Source organism: Microbacterium kribbense (genome assembly GCF_039537285.1).
GTDB lineage: Bacteria > Actinomycetota > Actinomycetes > Actinomycetales > Microbacteriaceae > Microbacterium > Microbacterium kribbense.
This window is the reverse complement of sequence record NZ_BAABAF010000001.1, coordinates 286703-312784: the sequence shown is the minus strand read 5'-3', so window position 1 is coordinate 312784 and position 26082 is coordinate 286703. Positions and strand designations below refer to the sequence as shown.

At 68.8% G+C, this 26082-nt stretch carries 25 protein-coding genes and 1 pseudogene; 11 read left to right on the top strand and 15 right to left on the bottom strand.

The annotated features are described in order from the left end of the window. Positions 1–204: 204 nt before the first annotated feature. Genes ABD705_RS01395 through ABD705_RS01385 form a run of 3 tightly spaced genes read right to left on the bottom strand, consistent with a single transcriptional unit; the run spans position 205 to position 2870 of the window. Positions 205–957, bottom strand: coding sequence for an amino acid ABC transporter ATP-binding protein (locus ABD705_RS01395; RefSeq protein WP_344780416.1), 753 nt, complete (start codon positions 955–957; stop codon positions 205–207). A gap of 32 nt (positions 958–989) precedes the next feature. After that, entirely contained in the window at positions 990–1964 is a 975-nt protein-coding gene (locus ABD705_RS01390; protein WP_344779745.1) for an amino acid ABC transporter permease, read from the bottom strand. 3 nt (positions 1965–1967) lie between these two features. Beyond that, a complete protein-coding gene (locus ABD705_RS01385; protein ID WP_344779743.1) occupies positions 1968–2870 on the bottom strand; it encodes an ABC transporter substrate-binding protein in 903 nt (300 codons plus the stop codon). A gap of 458 nt (positions 2871–3328) precedes the next feature. Here ABD705_RS01385 and ABD705_RS01380 point away from each other — a divergent pair. Next, positions 3329–3502 (top strand): annotated as a pseudogene (locus tag ABD705_RS01380) (response regulator); the annotation flags it as partial. Between the two features lie 60 nt (positions 3503–3562). On the opposite strand, the gene arfB reads toward ABD705_RS01380, so the two are convergent. Further along, positions 3563–4000, bottom strand: a complete 438-nt coding sequence (arfB, locus tag ABD705_RS01375; RefSeq protein WP_344779741.1) for an alternative ribosome rescue aminoacyl-tRNA hydrolase ArfB — start codon at positions 3998–4000, stop codon at positions 3563–3565. Positions 4001–4032: 32 nt separating this feature from the next. On the opposite strand from arfB, the gene ABD705_RS01370 reads away from it, so the two are divergent. Continuing rightward, complete coding sequence (locus tag ABD705_RS01370) at positions 4033–4233, top strand: hypothetical protein (protein WP_344779739.1); 201 nt, start codon at positions 4033–4035, stop codon at positions 4231–4233. 2 nt (positions 4234–4235) lie between these two features. On the opposite strand, the gene ABD705_RS01365 is transcribed toward ABD705_RS01370, so the two are convergent. Next, positions 4236–5663 (bottom strand): CCA tRNA nucleotidyltransferase, encoded by a 1428-nt coding sequence (locus tag ABD705_RS01365; RefSeq protein WP_344779737.1) that lies wholly within the window; start codon positions 5661–5663, stop codon positions 4236–4238. Positions 5664–5812: 149 nt separating this feature from the next. Here ABD705_RS01365 and ABD705_RS01360 point away from each other — a divergent pair, with 149 nt between their 5' ends. From ABD705_RS01360 to trxA, 5 genes are all read left to right on the top strand, one after another. Then, the gene (locus ABD705_RS01360; protein WP_344779735.1) at positions 5813–8137 is read left to right on the top strand and encodes a DUF6049 family protein; all 2325 of its coding nucleotides are present in this window, start codon (positions 5813–5815) and stop codon (positions 8135–8137) included. Then, positions 8134–9726, top strand: a complete 1593-nt coding sequence (gene murJ, locus ABD705_RS01355) for a murein biosynthesis integral membrane protein MurJ (protein WP_344779733.1) — start codon at positions 8134–8136, stop codon at positions 9724–9726. The genes ABD705_RS01360 and murJ overlap by 4 nt, the downstream gene beginning before the upstream one ends. Before the next feature lie 93 nt (positions 9727–9819). Beyond that, entirely contained in the window at positions 9820–10956 is a 1137-nt protein-coding gene (locus tag ABD705_RS01350) for an NAD(P)/FAD-dependent oxidoreductase (RefSeq protein WP_344779731.1), read from the top strand. A 124-nt stretch (positions 10957–11080) separates the two neighbouring features. Beyond that, on the top strand, positions 11081–12076 hold the full coding sequence (gene trxB, locus ABD705_RS01345; RefSeq protein WP_344779729.1) for a thioredoxin-disulfide reductase: 996 nt from the start codon (positions 11081–11083) through the stop codon (positions 12074–12076). 61 nt (positions 12077–12137) lie between these two features. Continuing rightward, positions 12138–12461, top strand: a complete 324-nt coding sequence (gene trxA / locus ABD705_RS01340) for a thioredoxin (protein ID WP_344779727.1) — start codon at positions 12138–12140, stop codon at positions 12459–12461. A 75-nt stretch (positions 12462–12536) separates the two neighbouring features. On the opposite strand, the gene ABD705_RS01335 is transcribed toward trxA, so the two are convergent. The 10 genes from ABD705_RS01335 to rpmH form a co-directional block, all read right to left on the bottom strand. Continuing rightward, positions 12537–14426 (bottom strand): APC family permease, encoded by a 1890-nt coding sequence (locus tag ABD705_RS01335; protein WP_344779725.1) that lies wholly within the window; start codon positions 14424–14426, stop codon positions 12537–12539. 181 nt (positions 14427–14607) lie between these two features. Continuing rightward, the gene (locus tag ABD705_RS01330; RefSeq protein WP_344779723.1) at positions 14608–14976 is read right to left on the bottom strand and encodes a tryptophan synthase subunit alpha; all 369 of its coding nucleotides are present in this window, start codon (positions 14974–14976) and stop codon (positions 14608–14610) included. 49 nt (positions 14977–15025) lie between these two features. Next, the gene (locus ABD705_RS01325; protein WP_344779721.1) at positions 15026–16003 is read right to left on the bottom strand and encodes a ParB/RepB/Spo0J family partition protein; all 978 of its coding nucleotides are present in this window, start codon (positions 16001–16003) and stop codon (positions 15026–15028) included. Further along, the gene (locus tag ABD705_RS01320) at positions 16003–16941 is read right to left on the bottom strand and encodes a ParA family protein (protein WP_344779719.1); all 939 of its coding nucleotides are present in this window, start codon (positions 16939–16941) and stop codon (positions 16003–16005) included. The genes ABD705_RS01325 and ABD705_RS01320 overlap by 1 nt, the downstream gene beginning before the upstream one ends. A gap of 834 nt (positions 16942–17775) precedes the next feature. After that, on the bottom strand, positions 17776–18411 hold the full coding sequence (rsmG, locus tag ABD705_RS01315; RefSeq protein WP_344779717.1) for a 16S rRNA (guanine(527)-N(7))-methyltransferase RsmG: 636 nt from the start codon (positions 18409–18411) through the stop codon (positions 17776–17778). 18 nt (positions 18412–18429) lie between these two features. Then, the gene (locus ABD705_RS01310) at positions 18430–18942 is read right to left on the bottom strand and encodes a Jag family protein (protein WP_344780414.1); all 513 of its coding nucleotides are present in this window, start codon (positions 18940–18942) and stop codon (positions 18430–18432) included. Positions 18943–18963: 21 nt separating this feature from the next. After that, positions 18964–20184 carry a membrane protein insertase YidC gene (gene yidC / locus ABD705_RS01305; RefSeq protein WP_344779715.1) on the bottom strand — a complete coding sequence of 407 codons (1221 nt, stop codon included), beginning with the start codon at positions 20182–20184 and terminating at the stop codon, positions 18964–18966. A gap of 19 nt (positions 20185–20203) precedes the next feature. Beyond that, positions 20204–20539, bottom strand: a complete 336-nt coding sequence (yidD, locus tag ABD705_RS01300) for a membrane protein insertion efficiency factor YidD (protein ID WP_344780412.1) — start codon at positions 20537–20539, stop codon at positions 20204–20206. A gap of 17 nt (positions 20540–20556) precedes the next feature. Beyond that, the gene (rnpA, locus tag ABD705_RS01295) at positions 20557–20871 is read right to left on the bottom strand and encodes a ribonuclease P protein component (protein ID WP_344779713.1); all 315 of its coding nucleotides are present in this window, start codon (positions 20869–20871) and stop codon (positions 20557–20559) included. Between the two features lie 31 nt (positions 20872–20902). Continuing rightward, entirely contained in the window at positions 20903–21040 is a 138-nt protein-coding gene (gene rpmH / locus ABD705_RS01290; RefSeq protein ID WP_320942673.1) for a 50S ribosomal protein L34, read from the bottom strand. Positions 21041–21335: 295 nt separating this feature from the next. Here rpmH and dnaA point away from each other — a divergent pair, with 295 nt between their 5' ends. The 4 genes from dnaA (at position 21336) to ABD705_RS01270 (ending at position 26079) form a co-directional block, all read left to right on the top strand. Continuing rightward, positions 21336–22757, top strand: a complete 1422-nt coding sequence (dnaA, locus tag ABD705_RS01285) for a chromosomal replication initiator protein DnaA (protein ID WP_344779710.1) — start codon at positions 21336–21338, stop codon at positions 22755–22757. 416 nt (positions 22758–23173) lie between these two features. Beyond that, entirely contained in the window at positions 23174–24322 is a 1149-nt protein-coding gene (gene dnaN, locus ABD705_RS01280) for a DNA polymerase III subunit beta (protein ID WP_344779708.1), read from the top strand. A gap of 73 nt (positions 24323–24395) precedes the next feature. Beyond that, positions 24396–25556, top strand: coding sequence for a DNA replication/repair protein RecF (gene recF / locus ABD705_RS01275; RefSeq protein ID WP_344779706.1), 1161 nt, complete (start codon positions 24396–24398; stop codon positions 25554–25556). Beyond that, a complete protein-coding gene (locus tag ABD705_RS01270; protein WP_344779704.1) occupies positions 25546–26079 on the top strand; it encodes a DciA family protein in 534 nt (177 codons plus the stop codon). The genes recF and ABD705_RS01270 overlap by 11 nt, the downstream gene beginning before the upstream one ends. Positions 26080–26082: the final 3 nt, after the last annotated feature.

The following is a 26082-nucleotide window of genomic DNA, read 5'->3' as shown; positions in this document are numbered from 1 at the left end:
CTGCTGTGGACGGGAAGCGGCAGCGCAGTCCGGCGCGGCCTCGTGCTCCCCATCATGTCTGCGAATTGCCGCATCTGGCAATGACAACGCCGCTTCGTGATCAGAACGCAATGCACATGGCCGCCTCGTTGAGCAGGCCGCACGCCCGGCACCACTGCGCCCCGGGCGGTCGAAGGGTCGCCGGGGGCACAGCGGGATGCCGGATCAGAGCACCTTGGACAGGAAGGCCTTGGTGCGCTCGTGCTGCGGGTTGGCCAGCACGTCGTGCGGATCGCCGGACTCGACGATCACCCCGCCGTCCATGAACACGAGCTGGTCGCCCACCTCGCGGGCGAAGCCCATCTCGTGCGTGACCACGACCATCGTCATGCCGGTCCCGGCCAGGCCCCGCATCACGTCCAGCACCTCGCCGACCAGCTCCGGGTCCAGCGCGCTGGTGGGCTCGTCGAACAGCATCAGCTTCGGATCCATCGCCAGCGCCCGCGCGATCGCGACGCGCTGCTGCTGTCCGCCCGACAGCTGCGCCGGGTAGTGGGATGCCTGCGCGCCCAGGCCGACCCGGGCCAGCAGATCGTGCGCGCGGGCCGAGGCATCCGCCTTCGAGACGCCCTTGACCTGCATCGGCGCCTCGCAGATGTTCTCCAGCGCCGTCATGTGCGGGAACAGGTTGAAGTGCTGGAACACCATGCCGATGTCGCGCCGCTGCCGGGCCGCCTCGGCGGGCTTGAGCTCATAGAGCTTGTCGCTCTTCTCGCGATAGCCGACCAGCTCGCCGTCGACGTACAGCCGGCCGGCGTTGACCACCTCGAGGTGGTTGATGCAGCGCAGGAACGTGGACTTGCCCGAGCCGGACGGCCCGACCACGCACATCACCTGGCCGCGCTCCACACGCAGACTGATGGACTTGAGCACTTCGTTGCTGCCGAAGCTCTTCGAGACCTTGACGGCCTCGACCATGGGCCGCGCTGCGGCTCCGGGCTCTGCCGCGGTCATCCCTTCCCCCCGACGTCGATTCCCACCGCTTCGACGGTGACGCTCTCCAGACCCAGGACCGGCCGCGACCGATCGGTGCCGCGCGCGAAGCGCTTCTCGACGAAGTACTGCCCGATCATCAGCACCGAGGTGAAGAACAGGTACCACAGCGACGCGACGATCAGCAGCGGGATCGGCGCGAATAGCCGCGCCGAGATGTCGCTGGTGCGCCCGAACAGGTCGAGCGAGTAGGGCACCGCGACCACCAGCGAGGTGGTCTTCAGCATCGAGATGACCTCGTTGCCGGTGGGCGGGATGATCACCCGCATCGCCTGCGGGATCACGATGCGCCGCATCGTCTTGCCCCACGGCATGCCCAGTGCCGTCGCCGCCTCTTCCTGGCCGGGGTTGACCGACAGCAGCCCGGCGCGCACGATCTCTGCCATGTACGCCGACTCGTTCAGCGCGAGGCCGACCATCGCCACCAGGAACAGCGGCGGCGTCCAGTCGATGTTGATGACCGCCCAGTCGTGCACGAACGGGATGCCCACGTTGATCGTCTTGTAGATCAGCGTGATGAGCCCCCAGAACACCAGCTGCACGTATACAGGCGTGCCGCGGAAGACCCAGAGGTAAGCCCACGCGATCCACTTCACGATCGGGTTCGGCGACAGCCGCATCACCGCCAGCAGGAGCCCCAGCAGGATGCCGATGATCATGGCCGTCACCGTCAGCGCCAGCGTGATCAGGGCGCCCTGGGTGACCCGGGTGTCGAAGAGGTACTTGCCGACGATGTCCCACTGGAACGTCTGCCGCTCGGCGGCATCCAGCACGAACAGCAGCAGCGCGAAGATCAGCACGACCGCGATCGTGACCCGCCACGGATGGCGCTGCCGCACCGCGCGGATGGTCTCACCCCGATCGATCTGGATGCTCGCCGTCGACGGCGGGGGGACCGGGGTCGCCCCCGCCGGCCGCTGCGTGTCACTCATGGGTCACTGCTTCGACGCCGCGTTGACCTGAGCCTCGGTGACCGCGCCGGAGGCGACGCCCCACTTGTCGAGGACCTTCTTGTAGGTGCCGTCGTCGATCAGCGCCTGCAGCGTCTTCTGGATGACCTGGGTCATCTCGCCGCCCTTGGGCAGTGCGAAGCCGTACGGTGCGACCTCGAACGTGGTGCCCGCGGCCTGGATCTTGTCGGACTGCTGGTGGATCGCGTACTCGGTGATCGGCGAGTCGGCGCTCATGGCCTGCACCTGCCCGAGCACCAGAGCGTTGGTGACCTGGTCCTGACCGTCGAACTTGAAGACCTGGATGGCCGGCTTGCCGGCATCCGTGCACGCCTTGGACTTGGGGGGCAGCTCGTCGAGGTCTTCCGTCGTGCCCGCCTGCACGCCGACCTTCAGGCCGCACGCGTTGTTCGGGTCGACGGTCGTGCCCTTCGCCGAGGCCCACATGATGCCGGCGTTGTAGTAGTTGACGAAGTCGACCTGCTTCTCGCGCTCAAGCGTGTCGGTGAACGAGGAGATCCCCATGTCGTAGCGGCCGCCGGTGATCGACGGGATGATGTTGTCGAACTTCGACTCGACATACACTGCCTGCAGCCCCAGCTTGGCCGCCAGCGCATCGCCCAGGTCGATGTCCCAGCCGACGATCTTGCCGCTCTCGTCCTTGGACTCGTTGGGGGCGTACGTCGGGTCGGTGCCGATCTGCAGCTTGCCGGAGTCGGCGATCTTGCTCGGCAGGAGCTTTGCCAGAGCCGCATCCTTGGTCACGCCGTAGGCGTTGGCGGCAGCACCGCCCGATGACCCCGTGTCGGTGGGTGCGTTGTTCACGCAGCCGGTGAGCATCATGGCCGCCGCGACGACGACCACGGGTAGTGCGAGGATTCTTCGCATTTCTTACCTTTCCTCTTCTCTGAGGGACAACGTCCGCACGTCTCGGGCGACGCCGACTCCCAAAGTCTATGCACAGTGAATGCGAACCCGTGATGACGATCTGATTGCGCATGCCCGGGCGCCGACCGTGACGGATGTCACCGGCACATCGTGACGATCGTGTCCGGGCGGATGCCGGCGCCGAGACGCTGCTGTCCCGCCGCCCCGCCGAGAAGGTGCCTCCCGCGCCGAGAAGGCGCGATCTCCGCCGAGGAGGCGCGATCTCCGCCGAGAAGGTGCGATCTCCGCCGAGGAGGCGCCCACCCCCTCGCGCGCAAACGCACCACCTCGGCGTAGGAAGCACCACCTCGCGGTGGGAAGCACCTTCTCGGCGAAATAGGCACCACCTCGCGGCAGAAGACACCTTCTCGGCGGACTGGGCGCGGTGGGGGTGGGGCCGGAGAATCTCGGGTGAAGAGATGCACCACGAGCTGGGGCTCGAGCACGACGTCGACGTCGTCGCCGAGGTCGGCCGCGGCGACGAGGTGTCCGCCGCCGCCCTCGCCGCCAGGCCCGACGTCGCACTGCTGGACATCGAGATGCCGGGCCTGGACGGCATCGCCGCCGCGCAGCTGCGGTCGGCACTGCCGGGTGCCGGGTGCCGGGTGCCGGCTGTTGGGGCCGCGGCCGCGCGGCCCCAGCGACCCGACCGTTCAGTCCACCGGCGGGCGGCGCAACCGCTTGATGTCGGTGCGCTGCTTCTTGGCCGTCAAGCGCCGCTGCGTCGCACCCCGAGTCGGCTTGGTCGCCCGCCGGGCCGGCGCCGGCGGGCGCAGCGCCTCGGCCACGACGGCCGCCAAGCGGGCACGCGCCGCCTCGCGGTTGCGCAGCTGCGCACGGTGCTCGGACGCGGCGACCGTCAGCACGCCATCCACCAGCCGGCCGCTCAGTCGCTCGAGCAGACGCACGCGCTGGCGCGGCGACAGGGTCGATGAGCCGGCCGCGTCCCAGACGAGTTCGACGCGCGAATCGGTGGTGTTCACACCCTGCCCACCCGGGCCGGACGACCGCGAGAACCGCCACGACAACTCGGTCTCGGGGATGGTCAGACCCGCCGTGACCGGCAGACCCCGGCGGTGGACAGCAGGCATGGATCCATCATCGCCGAACTAGGGTGGGGCATGTGAAGCGAACCTGGCTGTGGTGGCTGCCCGGCGTGATCCTGGTCGCCGTGGGGCTGGTCTGGACGCTGCAGGGTCTGAACGTGCTGCGCGGATCGGTGATGAGCGGGTCGTCGCTGTGGGGCACGATCGGTCCGATCGTGCTGCTGATCGGCGCCGTGCTGATCGGGGTCGCGTTCTCCCGCCGCCGCCGGCCGCACTGAGGTCAGTCGCGGGCGGACCACCACGTGCGCAGCCGGCGCTCGGCCTCGTCCGGCCCGAGGATGCCCTCGTCCAGACGCAGGTCCAGCAGAAAACGGTACGCCTGACCGACCTCGCGCCCCGGGGGGATGCCGAGCACCTCCTGGATGCGGTTGCCGTCCAGCTCGGGGCGCATCGCGTCCAGCTCCTCCTGCGCGGCGAGCTCGGCGATCCGGTTCTCGATGTCGTCATATGCCGACGCGAGCATGTGCGCCTTGCGCTTGTTGCGCGTCGTGACATCGGCGCGGGTGATGATGTGCAGCCGCTCCAGCTCGGCACCGGCGTCGCGCACATAGCGCCGCACCGCGGCATCGGTCCAGGCGCCCTCGGCATAGCCGAAGAAGCGCAGGTGCAGTTCGATGAGCCCCGTCACGGTATCGATCGTCGCTGAATCGAACCGCAGCTCGCGCATGCGCTTGCGCGCCAGCCGGGCACCCCGCAGGTCGTGGTGATGGAACGTCACGGTGCCCCCCGGTTCGAGCTTGCGGGTGGCCGGCTTGCCGATGTCGTGCAGCAGCGCCGCCAGCCGCAGCGGCAGGTCGGGCGCCTGCCCGGGATGCCGCGCGTGCTCGAGATCGATGGCCTGGCGCAGCACGGTCAGCGAGTGCTCGTAGACGTCCTTGTGATGGTGGTGCTCGTCGACTTCGAGCCGCAACGCCGGGATCTCGGGCAGGAACTGCGCCATCAGCCCGGTGTCCACGAGCAGCCGGATGCCCGGGGTCGGGTCGTCGGTCTCGAGCAGTCGCATCAGCTCACCGCGGATGCGCTCGGGCGAGACGATCTGGATGCTCTCGCGGAGCCGTTCGATCGCCTCGACCGTGTCGGGGTCGACCTCGAACTGCAGCTGCGCGCGGAAGCGGGCGGCCCGCAGCATCCGCAGCGGGTCGTCGCCGAAGCTGATCTGCGGATCGACGGGCGTGCGCAGCACGCCGCGCACCAGGTCCTCGACCCCGCCGGTCGGGTCGACCAGGGTCTTGGCGGGCAGCTGCAGGGCCATCGCATTGACGGTGAAGTCGCGGCGGGTCAGGTCGCCGGCGATGTCGTCGCCGAACGCCACGACCGGCTTGCGGGTGGCACCGTCGTAGCTGTCGGCGCGATACGTGGTGATCTCGACCTGCTCGCCCGCGATCCGCGCGCCGATCGTGCCGAACTCGCGGCCGATGTCCCAGTGCGCCGTCGCGATCGGCCGCACGATCTGCAGGATCTGGTCGGGCCGCGCATCCGTCGTGAAGTCGAGATCGTGGGTGGTCCACCCCAGCAGCGCGTCGCGCACCGGGCCGCCGACGATGGCCAGCTCCCGGCCGGCGTCCGCGAACGCGCGGGCGAGCACGGCCACCGGGGTCGACGCGGCCAGCGCGTCCAGGCGTGCGACACCCTCGGCCATGTTCAGCATGGATTCCAGCCTAATCGCGCCGCCACCGGCGGCCGACCCGGCACCGACCGGGTGACCGCATCCGGCGCGCGTTCGGGCAGCGCGCAGTCGCCCGCCGTAGACTCGCACCTGGTCGCGGGCCCAGTCCCGTGCCCACAGCCAGCATGACCGTGACTCCTTCTGATCCCGTCACGCGCGCGTCACGGCCGGCCCGCCCCCCGCGGCCCGCGGACGACCCGCGCGCCTCGACCGACCCACGCGGGCGGCGCACCCGGCACCGGCGCGGCGGCATCCGCACTCGAGCGGCGGCGATCGCCGCGATCGGCGCGCTGCTGCTGGGCCCGCTGCTGGCCAGCGCGGCGCTGGCCGAGGATGCCACTCCGACACCGACACCGACACCGACACCGACTCTCTCGGGCACCGTGGACGCCGTGCTCTCACCCACTTCCTATGGCGTGCTGCACGAGGGGCGGCCGCTGAGCGTCTGGGCGGTGCTGCGAAACGGCACCGGCTATGCGCTGTCGGCGTCGACGGTGGCGCTCAGGCTCGGGACGACCCCGATCACCGACCGCACCCGGCTGACGGCGTGGCTCGCCGGAACGGCCGCGCGCCCGCACCTGGTCGCGGTCTCGACAGCGACGCTCGACCCGGTCGGCCCCGGTCAGACCGAGCAGACGCTCGTGACGGTGCCGGCTGCCAATCCTGCCCTGCACGCCTTGAAGCCGGGGGTATACCCGCTGTCGGCGACCATCACCCACGCCGCGCAGGCGACGACGGTCACGAGTGTCGTGGTGGTCGGCGACCCCAAGGCCACCGCGCACACTCCGGTGGGGCTGGTCGTGCCGATCACGGCGGGACCGCTGACGGCCGGCCTGCTCACCGCCGACGAGCTCACGACACTGACGGCACCCGACGGCGAGCTGACGGCGGCACTGAACGCCGTCGCCGGCACCTCGGCGATCCTCGCCATCGACCCCGCGATCCCGGCGGCCATCCGAGTGCTGGGCACATCGGCACCGCAGTCCGCGACGGACTGGCTGAGCCGACTGGACACCCTGCCCAACGACCGATTCGCGCTGCAGTTCGGTGACGCCGACGTCGCGACCCAGATCGCCGGCACCGCCGGGACGCTGCTGGCCCCGACATCCCTGCAGTCCTACATGGCACCCGCCGACTTCAACCCCACACGGCAGGCCGACCAGCAGACCGACCAGAACGGGCCCGACACGCCGGCCACCGCGTCGCCGACGCCCACCGGCACTCCGACGACCGCACCGGACCAGCCCGTCTATCCGACGCTCGCACGGCTGCAGAGCCTCGGCCCGAACACGCGGGATGCCGTCGCCTGGCCGTTCACTGGCACGGCCGATCCCCAGACCGTGGCTGCCGTGGCCGCGCTGCCGGCGACTGCCCCGGCCACAGCCCCGGGCAGTGCGGCGAGCGTGCCGGCGCTCACCCTGGTCTCGTCGACGAGCACCGCCGCCGGAGCCCGCGGAGCGGCGGTGCCCGCGCACGGGATCGCCGGAAAGGCCGGCGTGCTGGTGTACGACGCCGCAGTCTCGAAGGCGCTGCGCGCGGCATCCCTGATCGACGACCCCGCCGTGCGCGGGGCGTCGCTGGCCGCGGTGACCGCCTACCTCGATCTCGCCCCCCACACCGCCCCGCTGCTGGTGGCCGTCGACCGCGGCACCGCGCGCTCGAGCCTGGGCCTGTCCTCGGCCGTCGAGGCCGTCACCGGCGCGCCGAACACCACCTCGGCGAGCCTGACGACCCTCACCGACGCCCGCGCCGTGCCGGTGACGGTGCGCAGCGCCCGCGTCGACCCGACGCGGTCGACGGCGCTGGACACGCTGCTGCGCGGTCAGGCCCGGCTCGGCGAGTTCTCGGCGATCCTGGCCGACCCCACGCTCATCACCGGGCCGGAGCGGGCGAGCATCCTGCAGCTGCTGGGCGGGGCTTGGATCGGCGATCCGACCGGATGGCAGGCGGCGGTCACGGCACACGAGAAGGCCACGTCGACGACGCTGGCGGCCGTCTCGATCGCCCCGAGCAGCCCGATCAACCTGGCCGGCACCGCCGCTCCGCTGCGGTTCGGGGTGCGCAACGACCTGCCCTGGCCCGTGAACGTCGAGCTCATCGCGCGGCCCGACGACCTGCGCATCGAGGTGCAGCCGAACACGCCCGTGGTCGCGCACGCCAGCAGCACGACACGCGTGGCCGTCCCGGTGCGGGCGCGCATCGGCAACGGCCAGAGCACCATCAGTCTGACCCTGCTCAGTCCCACCGGCATGCGGATCGGCCAGATGCAGACCGTGCGCGTGACCGTGCACGCCGACTGGGAGGTCATCGGCCTGACCGTGCTCGGCGTCGGCATCGCCGGGTTCCTGGTGCTGGGCCTGGTGCGCACGATCGGCGCGCGCCGACGCCGGCAGGCCGCGGATGCCGCCGACGAGGCATCCGACGCACCCGATTCTCCCGCCGGGGGTGACCGATGACCAGCATCGGACGCGCCAGCGTGCTGATCGGCAGCGGCACGATCGTCTCGCGCCTGACCGGCTTCCTGCGCACCGTCGTGCTGGTCTCGGCCATCGGCGCCACGACCGCCGCGGGCAACGCGTTCTCGATCGCCAACTCGCTGCCCAACGCGATCTACGCCATCATCTCGACGGGGCTGCTGACCGCGGTCGTGGTGCCGCAGATCGTCGCGGCCGCCCGGCACGCCGACGGCGGCACCGCGTTCATCTCGAAGCTGTTCACGCTGGGCACCGTGGTGCTGGTGGTCGTCACCGCCGCGGCCGTCGCCGTCGCGCCCTGGCTCGTGCAGCTGTACGCACCCGGGTTCTCGCCCCACCAGCAGGCGGTCGCGACCGCATTCGCCTACTGGTGCCTGCCGCAGATCCTGTTCTACGGGCTCTACGCGCTGGTCGGCGAATCGCTGAACGCGCGCAACATCTTCGGCCCGTACACGTGGACGCCGATCGTCAACAACCTCATCTCGATCGCCGGATTCGGGGCGTTCATCCTGCTGTTCGGCCGCTCCGAGTCGATCACCGGCTGGACGCCGGGCATGATCGCGCTGATCGGCGGCACCGCGACCGGCGGCATCGCCGTGCAGGCACTGCTGCTGTTCGTGTTCTGGCGCCGCACCAGGCTGAGCCTGCGCCCCGACTTCCGCTGGCGCGGGGTGGGCCTGAACCAGATCGGTCGGCTGGCCGGCTGGACGTTCCTGATGGTCGTGCTCGGCCAGATCGCCGGAATCGTGCAGAGCCGGGTGATCTCGGCCGCGGCCGAGAACGACCCGGGCGTGTTCGTCTCGCAGAACGCGTGGCTGCTGTACATGCTGCCGTACTCGATCATCGTGCTGTCGATCGGAACCCCCTACTTCACCCGGCTCAGCGAGCACGCCGCCGCCGGCCGGCACGATGAGGTGCGCGCCGACGTCGGGCGCAGCATCCGCACCCTCGGCGTGTTCATCGTGATCGCCGCCTTCGCCCTCGCCGCCGCGTCGGTTCCTGCCTCGCGGATCTTCACCGACTCGCCCGCCGAGGCGTCCGCCGCCGCGGTCGTGCTGGTGCTCTTCCTGGTCAGCCTGATCCCCAATGCGCTGCAGTTCACGATCCAGCGCACCTTCTATGCCTATAACGACACCCGCACGCCGTTCCTGTTCACGATCGTGCAGGTGGCCGTCGTGATCGGCACCGCCTACCTGGCGAAGGCGACGCTGCCGATCGGATGGCTCGCCGCCGGCATCGCGCTGGGCCAGTCCATCGCCGCGATCGTGCAGCTGGTGGTGGCCACGTGGCTGCTGCACCGGCGGATCGGCCGGCTGGACGTGGCCGGCTGGATGCTGGCGACCGGGCGGTTCGTCGTGGCGGCCATTCCGGCCGGGGCGGTCGGCTGGGGCGTGTTCTGGCTGCTGGGCGGCGTGGACGGGTGGACCGCCTCGGGCAAGATCCTCGGCGCGGTCGGTGCCGCCGTCATCGGCACGGTCGCACTGGCGGTGTACCTCGGCATGCTGGCACTGATGCGCGCCCCCGAACTGAGCCCGGCGCTGCAGCTGGTGCGGCGCCTGATCCGGCGCTGACCTCCCGCGTCCGACCCGCACCGGGTGCGGCCTTCCGCGCCGGGGCGGGGCGTTCGGCGGTAGCCTGCAGGGGCGAGAGCAGGGAGGACCGACATGACGGCACGAGTGCTCGTTCTGGGCGCGGGGTTCGGCGGGCTGGAGGTCGCCGCGCGCCTGTCCGAACGCTTCGGCACCGACATCGAGGTCACCCTGATCGATGCCGCCGAGCATTTCGTCTTCGGTTTCGCCAAGCTCGACGTCATGTTCGGCAAGCGCACGGCCGCCTCGGTCAGCCACCCGTATCGCCGCATCGACAAGCCGGGCGTGCGCTTCGTGCAGACCATGATCCGCTCCATCGACGCGGCGGAACGGCGCACGGTCACCGATGCCGGGTCCTTCGACGCCGACTACCTGGTGATCGCCCTCGGCGCCGACCTCGACCCCGGCGCGACACCCGGGCTCGTCGAGGACGGGCACGAGTACTACACGAACGCCGGCGCCTTCGCCGCACGCGACGCCCTGGCCGGCTTCGCGGGCGGCCGCATCGTCATCGGCGTCACCCGGGCGCTGTTCAAGTGCCCGCCGGCGCCGAGCGAGACGGCCCTGCTGACCCACGAGTACCTGTCCGCGCGCGGGCTGCGTGCGGCGTCCGAGATCGCGCTGGTGATGCCGATGCCGGCGCCGGTGCCGCCAGTGCCGGAGGCATCGACGGCGCTGCTGGAGGCGTTTGCGGAGCGCGACATCGCGTGGCACCCGAAGCGCAGCATCACGGCGCTGGACGCGAGCGCGCACGAGGTCGTGTTCGCCGACGGCTCGACGATGCCCTACGACCTGTTCCTGGGCGTGCCTCGCCACGTCGTGCCCGCCGTCGTCGCCGAATCGGGTCTCGCACCGGACGGCTGGGTGCCGGTGGATCCGCTGACCCTGCAGACCGGACATCCCGACGTCTTCGCGATCGGCGATGTCGCCCAGGTCGGCACGCCGAAGGCGGGGGCGTTCGCCGAGGGCCAGGCGGTCGTGGTCGCCGAAGCCATCGCCGCCCGCATCCAGTCCCGCGAATCGTCCGCGCGCTACGACGGCAGCGGGGTCTGCTATGTCGAGTTCGGCGGTGGCCGGGCCGGACGGGTGGATGTGCGGTTCCTCGCCGGAGGCGGGGCATCCGGCTCCTTCGTCCGCGCCACCGGAGCGCTCGCCGACGACAAGGACGACTACCGCGCCTCGCGGGTGCGCCGCTGGATCACCGACGGCTGAGGCGATCTCCCCTTCCGCCTGCTGACAATCCCAGCCGGCCGGAATGTCGCACGGTTACGATGTGTTGAGGCATTCGGGCGTGTTTTCGGCGCCCGCAGACAGCACCCGCAGACAGGGAGACACCGTGCGTCAGCTCATCATCATCGGGTCGGGACCGGCCGGATTCACCGCCGCGCTCTACGCGGCGCGCGCGAATCTCAGCCCTCTGGTCGTGGCAAGCTCCGTCGAGGTCGGCGGCGAGCTGATGAACACCACCGACGTCGAGAACTTCCCGGGCTTCCCGGAAGGCATCCAGGGTCCCGAGCTGATGGAGAAGCTGCAGGCCCAGGCCGAGAAGTTCGGCGCCGAGATCGCCTACGACGATGTCGTGGAGCTGGATGTCTCGGGCCCGGTCAAGCGCGTGACGCTCGGCAGCGGCAAGGTCGAGACCGCCGCCGCGCTGATCTTCGCGACCGGTTCGGCGTACCGCAAGATCGGCATCGCCGGCGAAGAGCGGCTGTCCGGCCATGGCGTGTCGTGGTGCGCGACGTGCGACGGATTCTTCTTCCGCGAGCAGACCATCGCCGTCGTCGGCGGCGGCGACTCGGCGATGGAGGAGGCGACGTTCCTGACCCGGTTCGCCTCGAAGGTCTATGTCGTGCACCGCCGTGAAGAGCTGCGCGCCTCGAAGATCATGCAGGAGCGCGCGTTCGCCAACCCGAAGATCGAATTCGTGTGGAACAGCGCCGTCGTCGACATCCTGGGTGGGGATTCCGTCACCGGCATGCTGCTGGAGTCCACCGTCGACGGCTCGCGGCGCGAGCTGGCCGTGCAGGGCGTGTTCGTCGCGATCGGCAACGACCCGCGCACCCACCTGGTGCACGACAAGCTCGACCTCACCCCCGAGGGCACGGTCTGGGTGGACGGACGCTCGTCGCGCACGTCCGTCGCGGGCGTGTTCGCCGCCGGCGACGTGATCGACCCCACCTACCGGCAGGCGGTCACCGCCGCCGGGTCGGGCACGGTCGCCGCACTGGACGCCGAGCACTACCTCGCCGCGCTGGACGACGCGGGGGCGCCAGACCCGGCCGCCGACGAGATCGGCCTGCGCACGGCAGCCGTGGCCGGCTCGGTCGCCTGACCGGAACAATCCCGAACCGATCGACGTTTCACCCAACGACACAGCTCTACGAAGGAGAATCATGACCGCCAAGGCGACCACAACCGCGACGTGGGAAAAGGACGTGCTGCAGGCCGAGGGCCCCGTGCTGGTGGACTTCTGGGCCGCATGGTGCGGACCGTGTCGCATGGTCTCGCCCGTGCTGGACGAGATCGCGTCGGAGAACCCTGACAAGATCACCGTCGTGAAGGTCAACGTGGATGAGAATCCCGACCTCGCGATGAAGTACCAGATCACCTCGATCCCCGCGATGAAGGTGTTCCACAAGGGGGAGCTGAAGACCTCGATCATCGGTGCCAAGCCGAAGTTCGCCCTCGAGCAGGATCTCGCGGCCTACCTGGGCTGAGAACGCGCCGCCGGGCTCAGCCCGGCGGGCCCGGTGCGGGCGCCACGGCCGTCGGCTGTGGCGCCCGCATCCGTCTCAGGCAGTCCCGGTGCTGCTCACCTGGCCGCCGGACGCCTGGGCGCTGGCGACGATGTCTTTGATCTCATCGGTCTCGAAGCCGGCGCGGATCGCCCACACATAGGCGATGATGCCCACGACGATCTCGGCGACCATGCCCCACGGGAACTCCAGTAGCGGGTGCGGCAGCGGGCCGTATGCGCCCAGGTAGCCCACCAGCAGCGAGGCCAGCAGCAGCCAGATCAGCCACCAGTTCGCCGTCACGTGCCGGCGCCCCTCGTTGTTGCTGGCGGCCCAGACCGCGGCGCAGAAGCCGATCACGAGCACGCAGAACACGACGTAGTACACGGGGAACGCCCAGCCCCCCGGGCGCTGCCCGCCCCCGGTGGTCAGCACCCAGCCGCCGGCATAGGCCACCCAGATCCAGAGCACGAAGAAGATCACGCTGATCGCGATGCTGGCGGCCGCGTTCAGCCATCCGCGCTTCCACGCGTAGTAGGCGGTGAACACCGGCAGCCCGATGAAGGTGGCCGTGATGACGTTGGCGAGCGTCGAGAACCCGCTCCAGTACAGGATCAGCACGGCGGCCAGGAACGACACCGGCGACCAGAACCGGAACGCGCGCAGCCGGAACGGCCGCTTCAAGCTCGCCGCCGTGCGGCGCAGCACCGGGAGGCCCGCGCCGCCCATGATGTAGGTCAGCACCGCGGCAGAGCTGATGAACCCGACCAGTTGATACCAGCTCGGGGCCGGAACGAAGAACACGCAGCCGACGACGGCCGAGACCACCAGCGGCACCCAGGGGATGCCGAATCGATTGCTCTTGGTGAACACGCTCGGGATGTTGCGGTGCACCCCCAGCCCGTAGCCGGTGCGGGCTCCGGTGCCGAGGTACACCCACCCGGTGGCCAGCGGCGACACCGCCGCGTCGATCAGCAGGAACGTGCCCAGCGCCGCCAGGGCTGCGATGTTGGCCGAATCGAGGGCGTGGAAGAGCGGGCCGTCGGCCCACCCGCCGGTGACGAGCTGGTCCCAGGCACCGGGTTCAAGCCCCATGCTGGTCCAGTTCAGCGCGCCGATGAACGCGACCTGCAGCAGCGTGTAGATCACCGCCGGGATGGCGATCGACCCGATCGTGGCCAAGGGCACGTTGCGCTGGGGATTGCGCACCTCGCCGCCGTAGTCCAGCGCCTGCCGGAAGCCCAGCAGCGAGAAGATGATGCCGGTGGTGGCGATGGCGTGGAAGATCGGCGGCACGCCCAGCGGGGCGAACCCGCCGAAGCTGGTGAAGTTGCTGCCCTTGAGGATGAAGAACAGGAAGATGAACGTCAGGGTCGGCAGCGCGATCTTCCACAGCGTCACCCAGCGGTTGGATTCGGCCAGGAACCGGGCGCCGAAGAAGTTCAGCGCGAAGAAGACGATCATCAGCGCGAATCCGGCCAGGATGCCGTTAGGCCAGCTGAGCACGTCGACCCCGTCGACCTTGGTCAGAAATCCCGTCTCCGGAAACCGTCCGCCGAGGTAGGTCAGGGTCGCTTCGGCCTCGATCGGCGGAATCGACACCACCGACAGCCAATATGCCCAGCCGATGATCCAGCCCGAGAGCGACCCGTGCGTGAGGTACGTGTAGCGGACGATGGCCCCCGACCGCGGCAGCATCGCGCCGAGCTCGAGATAGGTCAGCGCGATCAGAAACACCAGCACCGAGGCGATGATCCAGGACAGGATGGCTGCGGGTCCGGCCACGCCCGCCGCCGCCAGCACCCCGAACAGCCAGCCCGACCCGATCTGCGCGCTGACTCCGAGCAGCAGCAGCTGGGTCAGCGACAACCTGCGTTTGAGTCCGGCGTCTGCGACTTCGAAGGAACCCGTCACCGGCTCCGGCTCGGCCTTGGTTGGTGTGCTCATCCTGGCACTTCCTCCCGCTGTTCGCCGTCGAACCTGTTGGGACGCAGGCTTTTGCGGTGCCCAACATACGCTCCTGCGGCGGTGCTGTGGGGTGAGTTCTGGACAGCGAGCGCTCAGGGGTGTGCGAATGCACTCAGGTGCGTGGTGCCGGATGTGCTCAGGTGCGTGGTGCGGGACGCGCTCAGGACGCGTCGCTGCGGATCACGGCATCCCACCGTCGGTGCGTGTTCGCGTCGCCCAGCAGCCGCCACACCGCGCGGGTCAGCGCGGGGTAATCCAGCGCGATCTGGCGCAGCACCCGATAGTGCCGCGCAGCGCTCGGGCGCACCCCGCCGTTGGCCGCGATGTTCTCGGCGCGCAGGATGAACACGACCAGCTCGTCCACGCTCGGCAGCTCCTCCATGAAGTCCCAGGGGTCTTCACCGGCGACCAGGCGCTCTCGGATGATCACCGCGAGCTCGTCGGTGGCCTCGGCGCGCAGCAGCTCCAGGCTGGCACGCCGCCGCGGCGTGGTGTCACGCCTGGGGTCATCGCCTGCCGGAATCGTCATCACCCCAGCCTAAACGCGCTTGCGCGCGGGCGCATTCAGACCTGCCGAATCAGGCGCCGTAGGTGCCCTCGCCCAGCTCGGCGAGCACTCGGTTCAAATCCTGGATAGTTGCGAAATCAATGCTGATCTGGCCTTTCCGTGCACCTAAGGTGATCTTCACCTTCGTGTTCAGACGATCGCCGAGGCGCTCGGCCACGTCGTCCAGATAGGCCTTGCGGGCACCGGCCTTCGGTTTGGGAGCGCGCAGGGACGCGGCATCCCGCGCCTTCGCGGCGGCTTCGGCAGCGCGGACGGAGAGGTCCTCGTTGACGATCTTGTCGGCCAGGCGCTGCATCGCCGGCTCGTCGTCCAGCGACAGGATCGCGCGGGCATGGCCGGCGCTGAGCACGCCGGCGGCCACACGCTGCTGCACTGCCAGGGGCAGCTTGAGCAGCCGGATCGTGTTGCTGATCTGCGGCCGGGAACGACCCAGCCGGGTCGCCAGCTGCTCTTGGGTGATGCCGAAGTCCTCCAGCAGCTGCTGGTAGGCGGATGCCTCTTCCAGCGGGTTCAGCTCGGAGCGGTGCAGGTTCTCCAGCAGCGCGTCACGCAACAGGTGCTCGTCGGCGGTGTCGCGCAGGATCGCCGGGATCGTGTCGAGGCCGGCCTCGCGAGCGGCACGGGTGCGCCGCTCGCCCATGATCAGCTCGTATTCGCCGGCGGCGTTCTCGCGGACCACGACCGGCTGCAGCACGCCGAATTCGCGCACGCTGTGCACGAGCTCGGCGAGATCGTCGGCATCGAAGACCGAGCGCGGCTGACGCGGGTTGGGCACGACCTGGCGCGGATCGATGCGGATCAGGCGCGCACCGGGCACCTCGATCAGCTCGGGCGAGGAGGCCGGGGTGTCGGCATCCTTGACCTTCATCCGTGCCGCCGCCGCGGCGGCCCCGGGGAAGAACACGTCCACGGGACGCTCGTGGGTGATCTCCGTCGTGGGGATCAGTGCGCCGATCCCCCGTCCGAGTCCGGTGCGTTTGGCCGCCATCAGGCTTCTCCTTCATTGCGGTGGTGTCGTGTGATCATCTCTACGGCCGCCTCGCGATACGCGACGGCGCCGGCCGATTGGGCGTCGTAGGCGATCACGGTCTGACCGAAGCTGGGTGCTTCCGAGACCCGGACCGAGCGCGGAATGACGGTGTCGAGCACTTCATCGGTGAAGTGCGTGCGCACCTCCTCGGCGACCTGCTGGGCCAGCCGGGTGCGGCCGTCGTACATCGTGAGCAGGATGGTGGACACGTGCAGGGCCGGATTGAGGTGCTTCTGGATCATCCGGACGTTGCCCAGCAGCTGGCTGAGCCCCTCCAGTGCGTAGTACTCGCACTGGATCGGGATGAGCACCTCTTCAGCCGCCGCGAACGCGTTGATCGTCAGCAGCCCCAGTGATGGCGGGCAGTCGATGATGACGAAATCGGGCTTGTCCTCGACGCCTTTCAGGTAGTCCTCGAGCGCCGTGCGCATGCGATATTCGCGTGCCACCTGGGTGACCAGCTCGATCTCGGCGCCGGCGAGGTGGATCGTGCTGGGCGCGCACAGCAGCAGATCGGACTCGGGGCTGGTCTGGATGACCTCGCCCAGCGGGAACTCGTCGATCAGCACGTCGTAGACGCTGGGCGTGTCGGTCCCGTGCGGGATACCCAGTGCCGTGGACGCATTTCCCTGCGGATCCAGGTCGATGACGAGGATGCGTGCGCCGACCGCGGCCAGTGCCGCCGCGAGATTGACGGCTGTCGTGGTCTTGCCGACACCGCCCTTCTGGTTCGACACCGTGATGATCCGAGTGCGACCGGAGAGCGTGACAGTGGTGGATTCCAGGGTGCGGCGGCGCGCAGTCAGGTCTGCGAGCTGCCGGGCGATCGGACTGTCGTCATCGAGAGGATCGAACGCTGTGACGTTCGAGTTCTCGGCTTGTTTCACGTGAAACACACTCCCTCTTCGCGCCCGGCTGACCTCTTCGTCCAGTCTAAACGGCGCCTCTCCCATTCCCTGTAGCCGGCGGGCACGGCGCCAGGACCCGGGGCTGTGTGTTTCACGTGAAACATGGTGCTGGCGGACCAGTGGCGGGCGGACAGCCTGCGGAATTCCGGACCATTGGCGGCGCCATCCTCTCGCCGAGCGAGGGCATCCAGTACGGTGCACACACTGGTGCTTCACGTGAAACACGGTTCTTGCAGGCGCAGTCACGGAGAATCGTCGGCGACTTCGGGGACTTCTGCCGTTTCACGTGAAACAGGGTGCTGAGAGGTGGAAGGGCCGGGTTCGGTCGTGGAGCGAGGACGCGCACCAACCGATTCGACACGAAGGGCTACGGGAGGTCGCCTCGACTCGCTGCTGCTCGCAGGGCGCTCGGGGCCGGATGCTGCGCCCAGAATCGCCGACACACCGGGCCCGACACGCTGACCGCGGCATGCCGGCGGCAATCCCCGGTTCAGTGCACGCGCCAGCCCGGCCAGGAGGTGTTTGCTTGCTGCGATTGCGAGGCGACCGGCCTCGGGTGGGGCTCGGCTGCGCGTGGCATGCCCGTCACCGCTGCATGTCGACACGCATCCGACGCTCAGCAGCGCACGAGATGGCAGCCCGCCCCTGCCGCGGAATAGCTGGGGAGCGCGTCGTTTCACGTGAAACATCACACTCGGCCGACATCGCATTCGGCCGACATGCTCACCGACGGGCCGCTGGTGGCACAGATGGGCTGTGCCACCGCAGGCCGGGACTCACCGCGGAGCGTCGCACCGTTTCACGTGAAACGGTGCGCCGGCGTCAGCGGACGCGCGCGCGGACCACTCGAGAGGGGTCCGCCAAGACACCCTCGCCGATGACCTCGACCCGGACGTCGGACAGACCGAATCTGCTGATCTGCTTCGCCGCCTTCTCGATCTCGGCCGGCGCTCCGGCACCTTTCAGCAGCACCAGCTCACCGCCATCGCGCACGAGCGGGGCGGTCAAGGGGATGAGGGTGCGCAGCGCGCTCACGGCTCGGGCAGTCACCGCGTCCAGTTCCGCGGAACGTTGCCAGTCTTCTGCCCGCGCGCGCACGACCTCGACGTTGTGCAGACCCAGTGCATCGACCTGCTCGAGCAGCCAGACCACGCGGCGCTCCATCGGCTCGATCAGCACCCATTCCACGTCCGGTCGGGCGATCGCCAGCACCAGGCCCGGCAGTCCCGCGCCGGATCCGACGTCACCGACTCGCCCCGCGAACAGCGGCGCGATCACGGCACTGTTGAGGATGTGCCGCGACCACAGCCGCGGCCGCTCCAGCGGGCCGATCAGTCCACGCTCTTCGCCATGCTCGGCCAGCGCGACAGTGAATCGGCGGGCGGCATCGATTCGATCGCCGAAGATGATCTCGGCTGCAGCCGGTTCGGGCTCCAGTTGCGGTGCGATCTCAATCATCGTGTTTCACGTGAAACATCACGCACGACGAATGACCGTGTGACGGTCTGCGCCCTCGCCGTACGACTCCGAAACGAACCCGCGCTCGGCGACAATATCGTGCACCAGCTTGCGCTCGTAGCTGGACATCGGGGGGAGTGAGGCCTGTGACGCGCCTTCGTCCAGCCGCGCGGCGGCCCGGTCGACGAGTACAGCGAGCTCACGCTGGCGGGCATCTCGCGATCCGCCGATGTCGAGGATCACCCGCGAGAAACGGCCTGTCTTGCTCTGCACCGCCAGCCGGGTCAGCTCCTGCACGGCCTGGACCGTGTCCGGGTCCGACAGCGCCGACAGGGCATCGGGATCGTCGGCCTCGACCGAGACATATGCGCGCCCGCCCCGCACATCGAGTGCGAGATCACCGTCGACATCGGCGATGTCCAGCAGTCCCTCGATGAAGTCGGCGGCGATGTCGCCCTCTTCCTCAAGCTGTTCGGCCGTGGCCGACCGCTCATCCGACGGGGCGGGCGGCGTGGTCTGTGAGGTGGACATACTCATCTCTCCGGTCGAAGGTCAGGACTTGGATGTCGGGGATCCGCCGGACGGGCCGGAGGGTTTGCCCGGATTGGGCTGGTTGGCCGAGCGCGGCTGAGTGGGATTGGCGGGGCGCTGCTGAGTCGGGTTCGCGGGACGCGGCTGAGTCGGGTTAGCGGGACGCGGCTGAGTCGGCTTGACGCCCTGCTTCTTCGCGCGCTGCTTGTTCACCGGCTGCTGACGCTTGGGGGCCGCGGCCTTGAGCTCCTCGGCCTCCTTGAGCAGGCGCTCCTGCTCGGCGAGATACTTCTCCATCGGAACGATCTTGCCGTGGGAGTCCAGCGCCTTGCCCCTCTTGGCCAGTCGCTCCTCGCGCTCCTTGGCCGCCTGAGAGCCGGGCGTGGGCAGATTGCGGATGACCATGAACTGCTGCACGGCCGTCCAGATGTTGCTCGTGAACCAGTAGATGACCACGCCCAGCGGGAAGAAGACGCCGGAGAACACGAAGGCGAACGGCAGGACGTAGACCATCATCCGCTGCATCTTGTAGGCCTGGCCCTGCTTGGCCTCCGGGGACAGGTTCTTCGAGACGATCTGCAGCTGCGTGAAGAACTGCGACGCGATCATCAGCACGACCAGGGTCACCATGATGGTGACCGTGGTCTGCCAGCCGTCGGGCTTGACCTCGAGGGTGCCCTGCAGCGATTCATGCAGGGAGGCGACGCCGAACAGCTTGGCGTTGTAGAACTCCTGGGTCAGCTCGCTCGTGAGCCAGAAGATACCGCCATGACCTGCCTCGGCATTCGCCTTGATGGTCTGCAGCACGCTGTACAGCGAGAAGAACACCGGCATCTGCACCAGGATCGGCAGACAGCCCGACACCGGCGAGGTGCCGTTCTTCTTGTACAGCCCCATCGTCTCGCGGCTCATCGCCTCACGGGACAGCTGGTCGCGCTTGCCCTTGTACTTGGCCTGGATCTTCTTGAGCTCGGGCGCGATCTCCATCATCTTGCGCTGGCTCTTGATCTGCTTCACGAACAGCGGAACGAGGGCGGCGCGGATCACGATGACCAGGCCGATGATAGAGAAAACCCAGGTCAGACCGGAAGTCGGGTTCATTCCGATGAACGTGAACAGGGCGTGGAAGGCGACCAGGATCAACTCGACGAGCCACTTCAGAGGCCACAGCACGAATCCGATCGGGTCGAAGCCACCGCCGCTGCCGGCGGCGGGAGTGGGGGTGCTCGTCACGGCGAGCATCAGCAGATCCTGCAACGGATCAGTCCTTTCTGAGGGGCACGACGAATCCGTGTGGAGTCAGCTCGTGACGGAAGTGGCGGTGCGGCGGAACATCGTCGACACCGCCGGCGGCCCAGGGATGGCAACGGCAGATCCGCCACGCGGCCAGGGCGCTGCCCTTGGCGACGCCGTGCTGCTGCACGGCGCCCACCGCATACGCGGAGCAGGACGGGTAGTACCTGCAGACATCGCCGTAGGTATGAGAGATCGTGGCCCGGTAGGCGTGCAGCAGCGCGAGCACGGCATTGCGCGGCAGCAGCGGGATGGCCCGCCAGACCTGGTCCGCGCGCAGATGCGCGGTGCCGCGATAGGCCATCGGCAACGTCGCGGTGCTCATGCCGCCCACCTCATCAGGCATCGGGTGACTTCGCTGCGCAACTGTTGGAAGTCGGCGCGCGCGGCGTCCGGAAGCGCCCGGATGACGACATCCGCCCCCGGCCGCACCTGCGGCAATGCCGCCGCGCAGACCGCCTTGAGCCGGCGGCGCACAGTGTTGCGGGTCACGGCCGAACCGACCTGCTTACTCACGATGAAGCCGAACCGGGCGGCGCGATCGGCGCCCGAAGAGGTCACGTAGGTCACCGTGTGCGCACCGGCGCACTTCGCTCCCCGACGGACCACGGCCTTGTACTCCGCGCCGCGGGTCAACCGATTCGGCCTCGCGAGCACCGGGATCGGATCAGGCCGACAGCTCGCTGCGGCCCTTGGCCCGGCGAGCGGAGAGGATGGCGCGGCCGGCACGGGTGTGCATGCGGGCACGGAAGCCGTGCTTCTTGGCACGACGACGGTTGTTCGGCTGGAAGGTGCGCTTAGTCATGGAATCACTCCGGTGCTGCACCGGGTCACATGCCCGGAGACGAGGAAAGGGGACCATGCCGGGTGGGCATAAGTCAACCGACTTAGGCTACGTCCTGCGCGGTGATAACTCAAACCGGAATGGGAAGACTCAGACATTATCCACAGCAGGGCCGGGAGCGCTGGAAGTGACACGCCGCCCGGAACTACAGTGGAGTTTGCTCCGCGAGCAACCGCTGACTACCGTTGCACGGGCAAGTTATCCACAGGCTGAGGAGTGTTCCGCTGCCTGTCTCACATCGACAGCCGGGGGCGTTATGGCACAGCAGGACAATCCGGACGTCCCGATCTGGGGTTCCATCCTGCAGCTGCTCGAGGCCGACGACCGGATCACCCCGCAGATGTGGGGATTCCTCAATCTCGCCTTCGCACAGGGCGTGATGGGCGGCATCCTCTACATCGACGTGCCCAACGACCTGACCGCGGCCCAGATCAACAAGCGCATGCGTGCGCCGATCATGGAGGCGCTCGAGCACGCCGGCGACCATGTCAACTCGTTTCGGGTCGTGGTCAATCCCGAGATCACCGACAGTCATCTGACCGCGGCCATCCCGGTGCAGTCCGCATCCGCCGTCGCCGCCGAGCACCCCCCGACCGTCTCCGACCACATCAGTCCTGCGCCGCAGTCCGCATCCACCTCGCGCAGCGAGACCCGGCTGAACCCCAAGTACACCTTCGACAGCTTCGTGATCGGCCAGTCCAACCGGTTCGCCCATGCCGCGGCCGTCGCCGTCGCCGAATCGCCGGCGAAGGCCTACAACCCGCTGTTCGTCTACGGCGACTCGGGGCTGGGCAAGACGCACCTGCTGCATGCGATCGGCGACTATGCGCAGAGCATGTATGCCGGCATCCGGGTGCGCTATGTCTCCAGCGAAGAGTTCACCAACGACTTCATCAACTCGATCGCCAACAACCGCGGCTCGGCGTTCCAGGCGCGCTACCGTGACGTCGACATCCTGCTGATCGATGACATCCAATTCCTGCAGGGCCGTGCCGAGACGCAGGAGGCCTTCTTCCACACCTTCAACACGCTGCACGATCACGACAAGCAGGTCGTGATCACCAGCGACGTGCCGCCGAAATATCTGACCGGCTTCGAGGACCGCATGCGCAGCCGGTTCGAATGGGGCCTGATCACCGACGTGCAGGCGCCGGACCTCGAGACCCGCATCGCGATCCTGCGCAAGAAGGCGCAGAGCGAACGGCTGCAGATTCCCGACGAGGTGCTCGAGTACATCGCCTCGGTGGTCTCGTCGAACATCCGCGAACTCGAGGGCGCGCTCATCCGGGTCTCGGCGTTCGCCAGCCTGAACCGCTCGACGCTCGACATGTCGCTGGCCCAGACCGTGCTGCGCGACATCATCGACCAGGACGACGCCAACATCATCTCGCCGACTGACATCATCACGGCCACTGCCGGCTACTTCAAGCTGTCGGTGGACGATCTGTACGGGTCGAGCCGCTCACAGTCGGTCGCGCAGGCCCGCCAGATCGCGATGTACCTGTGCCGGGAGCGCACCAGCCTCTCGCTCCCGAAGATCGGGCAGCTCTTCGGCGGTCGCGATCACACCACCGTGATGTACGCCTACAAGAAGATCAGCGACCTCATGAAAGAGCGCCGCTCGATCTACAACCACGTCACCGACATCACGGCGCAGTTGGGCCGCAGCAGCCGCTGACCGATCCGGTCGCCGGCACTTGACACGGCGTGGCCGGCACGCCAAGATGCCAGTTCTGCACAGTGTGGATAACTTGTGGAAAACCCAGAACAACGCCCACTGGAATGTGAATGGAACCGGGCTGCCTGTGGACAACGTGTCCGCACAGCACCGCCGCCGACTTCCGCACGAACAGTGCCCTCCGCAGCCGATCCACAACTCACACGCGTGTAGTTTCCTACTCTCGACAACTATCCACTGAGTTATCCACAGTTCCCACAGCGGTTAACACCATGACGAAGAGTTGACGATGAATGAGGGCACCCCGATCACCTTCGGTGCGAACGGGTGAAAATCCGGTCTGAGCCGCGGGAGGTGGCGCAGCCGGTCAAGGGCACTAGCATGAGAAGGCCCACGCCCACACCAAGGGAGCGCAAGTGAAGTTCCACGTAGGTCGCGATGTTTTCAGCGAGGCCGTGTCATTCGTTGTGAAGCTCCTGCCGCAGCGCAATCCGCAGCCGATTCTCGCGGGAGTCCTCATCGAAGCCGGTGACAACGGCCTGTCACTGTCAGCCTTCGACTACGAGGCATCCGCCCGCACCACGATCGAGGCGACCGTCGACGAGCCCGGCACGATCCTCGTGCACGGCCGGCTGCTGTCCGACATCGCCAGTCGGCTGCCCAACGCGCCGATCCAGATCGAGGTCGAAGACGACGGCATCGTACTGACCTGCGGATCGGCGCGGTTCACCCTGGCTGCCATGCCGGTGCAGGAATATCCGGCGATCCCGGAGGTCAGCGGCGACTCCGGACTGGTTCCGGCCGAGGACTTCGCCACCGCCATCGCCCAGGTCGCCTTCGCCGCCTCGCGCGACGACGTCACCCCGGTGCTGACCGGCGTGCAGCTCGAGGTCTCGGGCACCCGACTGAGCCTGGTGGCCACCGACCGCTATCGGGTCGCGCTGCGCGAGATCCCGTGGGATGGCGGCACCGCGGCATCCGATGACACCACCGCGGCACTCGTCCCGGCGCGCACACTGATCGAGGTCGGCAAGACGTTCTCGCACGGCGGCGAGATCTCGGTGACGTTCTCGGGGTCGGGCGATCGCGAGATCATCGCGTTCACCTCCGGCAACAAGACCGTGACATCGCTGCTGATCAAGGGCAACTTCCCGCCCGTGCGGCGCCTGTTCCCCGACCAGACCGAGCATCACGCCGTGGTGAACACCGCCGATCTGTCCGAAGCGGTGCGACGGGTCTCGCTCGTGCTCGACCGGGCCGCCCCGCTGCGGTTCACGTTCACGCCCGAGGGCGTCTCGATGGATGCCTCGGGCACCGAGCAGGCGCGGGCGAGCGAGTCGGTCGATGCGACCCTCGTCGGCGAGGATGTCACGCTGGGCCTGAATCCGCAGTATCTGCTCGAGGCGCTCGGCGCGGTGCGCAGCGAGTTCGCCCGGGTGACGTTCACCTCGAGTGAGAACCAGAACAAGCTCAGCCCCGTGCTGATCACCCCGCAGACATCGGTGGAAAAGGGCGGCGAAGACAGCTTCCGCTACCTGCTGCAGCCCAACCTGCTGCTGCGCTGAACCGCTTGCCTGCGAGATCGTACGATCTCGCCCGGGGTGACGGCGTCGCGGGTGGGCCAGATCGGAGGGTGCGGTGATCATCGAGCAGCTCAGCCTGGTCGACTTCCGCAACTATGCGGCCGCCGACGTCGCCCTCGTCGCCGGGCCGAACGTCTTCATCGGCAGCAACGGCCAAGGCAAGACCAACCTGGCCGAGGCCATCGGATACCTCGCCACCCTCGGCTCGCACCGCGTCTCGGGCGATGCGCCCCTGGTGCGCCGCGGCGCGGACGCCGCCATCGTGCGGGCGCGGCTCGCGCACGGTGAGCGCCACATGCTGTTGGAAGTCCAGGTCAACCGGCAGGGTTCGAACAAGGCGCGGGTCGGCGGCGCCCCCGTCAAGCCCGCTCAACTGCCCCGCTACGCGCATGTCGTGCTGTTCGCCCCCGAAGACCTGCAGATCGTGCGCGGCGACCCCTCCAGCCGCCGGCGCTTCATCGACCAGCTGCTCACCCAGCGCATCCCGCGGATGGCCGGCGTCCTCGGTGACTACGACCGGGTGCTGCGCCAGCGCAACGCCCTGCTGAAATCGGCGCGGGCCCGCGGCATCCGCGGTGAGGGCCTGAAGACCCTGGATGTGTGGGATGAGAAGCTCGTCGGCCTCGGCGCGGCGGTCATCGACGCACGCAGCGAACTGACCGAAGAGCTCGCCGCGCCGATGGCCGATGCCTACGCCGCCATCGCCGGCGCCGACCACGCTCCCGAGCTGGGCTGGGCGCTCTCGGTGCGCGGCGCCGATCCCGAGGACGGCGCCGACGAGGGCACGGTGGATGCCGGTGACACGGCCGAGCTGTTCCGCGCCGCGTTGGCGGCCCGGCGCTCGGCCGAACTCGACCGTGGCCTGACCCTGGTCGGCCCGCACCGCGACGACCTCGTCCTGCACGTGCGGGGGCTGCCCGTGAAGGGCTACGCCTCACATGGTGAATCCTGGTCGGTCGCGCTGAGCCTGCGACTGGCTTCGGCCGAGCTGCTGCGCGCCGACTCCCCCCTCGGCGATCCGATCGTCATCCTCGACGACGTCTTCGCCGAGCTCGACGTGCAGCGCCGCGCCCGCCTGGCCGAGCTGGTCGGCGGCTATGAGCAGGTCATCGTCACCGCGGCCGTCGAGCCCGACGTACCCGAGGCGCTGCGCGCGCACGTCGTGCGCGTGGAAGCCGGCACCATTCTCGGAATCGAGCCGGCCGATGAGCGCTGACCTGCCCGGGGACCCCGGAAGCGGTGAGAACCCCGACGACCACGGCGACATCCCCGAGACGCTCGCCACCTACCTCCGCCTGCGCGGACTCAAGCCTTCGGCGCGCGGTCGGCGCCGGCGCCGGCGCGGGACGGCGACCGCCGATGAGAACCAGCCGTTCACACTGGGGCGCGACCCGAAGGGGGTCGGCGACGTCCTCGATGCCCTCAGCCACGAGTCGGGGTGGGACTCGAATCTGGCCCGGGCCGATCTGGTGCGGCAGTGGGAACTGGTGGCCGGCGAGGAGACGGCCGGGCACACCCGGCCGGTGGGCCTGTCCGACGGAAAGCTCACAGTGGCGTGCGACTCGACGGCGTGGGCCAAACAGCTCCAGCTGATGCGGGCGCACATCCTCACGCAGATCCTGCAGCAGTACCCGGATGCCGGTGTCGACAGCATCCGTTTCATCGGGCCGGACGTCCCCTCCTGGAAATGGGGTCCCAGAGCCGTTCCAGGGCGTGGTCCGCGCGATACCTACGGCTGAACC

What these genes read in the sequence shown, in the direction of transcription:
- ABD705_RS01395 (WP_344780416.1), bottom strand. Translation starts at nt 957, where the DNA reads ATGGTCGAGGCCGTCAAGGTCTCGAAGAGCTTCGGCAGCAACGAAGTG.
- ABD705_RS01390 (WP_344779745.1), bottom strand. Translation starts at nt 1,964, where the DNA reads ATGAGTGACACGCAGCGGCCGGCGGGGGCGACCCCGGTCCCCCCGCCG.
- ABD705_RS01385 (WP_344779743.1), bottom strand. Translation starts at nt 2,870, where the DNA reads ATGCGAAGAATCCTCGCACTACCCGTGGTCGTCGTCGCGGCGGCCATG.
- arfB (WP_344779741.1), bottom strand. Translation starts at nt 4,000, where the DNA reads ATGCCTGCTGTCCACCGCCGGGGTCTGCCGGTCACGGCGGGTCTGACC.
- ABD705_RS01365 (WP_344779737.1), bottom strand. Translation starts at nt 5,663, where the DNA reads ATGCTGAACATGGCCGAGGGTGTCGCACGCCTGGACGCGCTGGCCGCG.
- murJ (WP_344779733.1), top strand. Translation starts at nt 8,134, where the DNA reads ATGACCAGCATCGGACGCGCCAGCGTGCTGATCGGCAGCGGCACGATC.
- ABD705_RS01350 (WP_344779731.1), top strand. Translation starts at nt 9,820, where the DNA reads ATGACGGCACGAGTGCTCGTTCTGGGCGCGGGGTTCGGCGGGCTGGAG.
- trxA (WP_344779727.1), top strand. Translation starts at nt 12,138, where the DNA reads ATGACCGCCAAGGCGACCACAACCGCGACGTGGGAAAAGGACGTGCTG.
- ABD705_RS01335 (WP_344779725.1), bottom strand. Translation starts at nt 14,426, where the DNA reads ATGAGCACACCAACCAAGGCCGAGCCGGAGCCGGTGACGGGTTCCTTC.
- ABD705_RS01330 (WP_344779723.1), bottom strand. Translation starts at nt 14,976, where the DNA reads ATGACGATTCCGGCAGGCGATGACCCCAGGCGTGACACCACGCCGCGG.
- ABD705_RS01325 (WP_344779721.1), bottom strand. Translation starts at nt 16,003, where the DNA reads ATGGCGGCCAAACGCACCGGACTCGGACGGGGGATCGGCGCACTGATC.
- rsmG (WP_344779717.1), bottom strand. Translation starts at nt 18,411, where the DNA reads ATGATTGAGATCGCACCGCAACTGGAGCCCGAACCGGCTGCAGCCGAG.
- ABD705_RS01310 (WP_344780414.1), bottom strand. Translation starts at nt 18,942, where the DNA reads ATGTCCACCTCACAGACCACGCCGCCCGCCCCGTCGGATGAGCGGTCG.
- yidC (WP_344779715.1), bottom strand. Translation starts at nt 20,184, where the DNA reads ATGCTCGCCGTGACGAGCACCCCCACTCCCGCCGCCGGCAGCGGCGGT.
- yidD (WP_344780412.1), bottom strand. Translation starts at nt 20,539, where the DNA reads ATGGCCTATCGCGGCACCGCGCATCTGCGCGCGGACCAGGTCTGGCGG.
- rpmH (WP_320942673.1), bottom strand. Translation starts at nt 21,040, where the DNA reads ATGACTAAGCGCACCTTCCAGCCGAACAACCGTCGTCGTGCCAAGAAG.
- dnaA (WP_344779710.1), top strand. Translation starts at nt 21,336, where the DNA reads ATGGCACAGCAGGACAATCCGGACGTCCCGATCTGGGGTTCCATCCTG.
- ABD705_RS01270 (WP_344779704.1), top strand. Translation starts at nt 25,546, where the DNA reads ATGAGCGCTGACCTGCCCGGGGACCCCGGAAGCGGTGAGAACCCCGAC.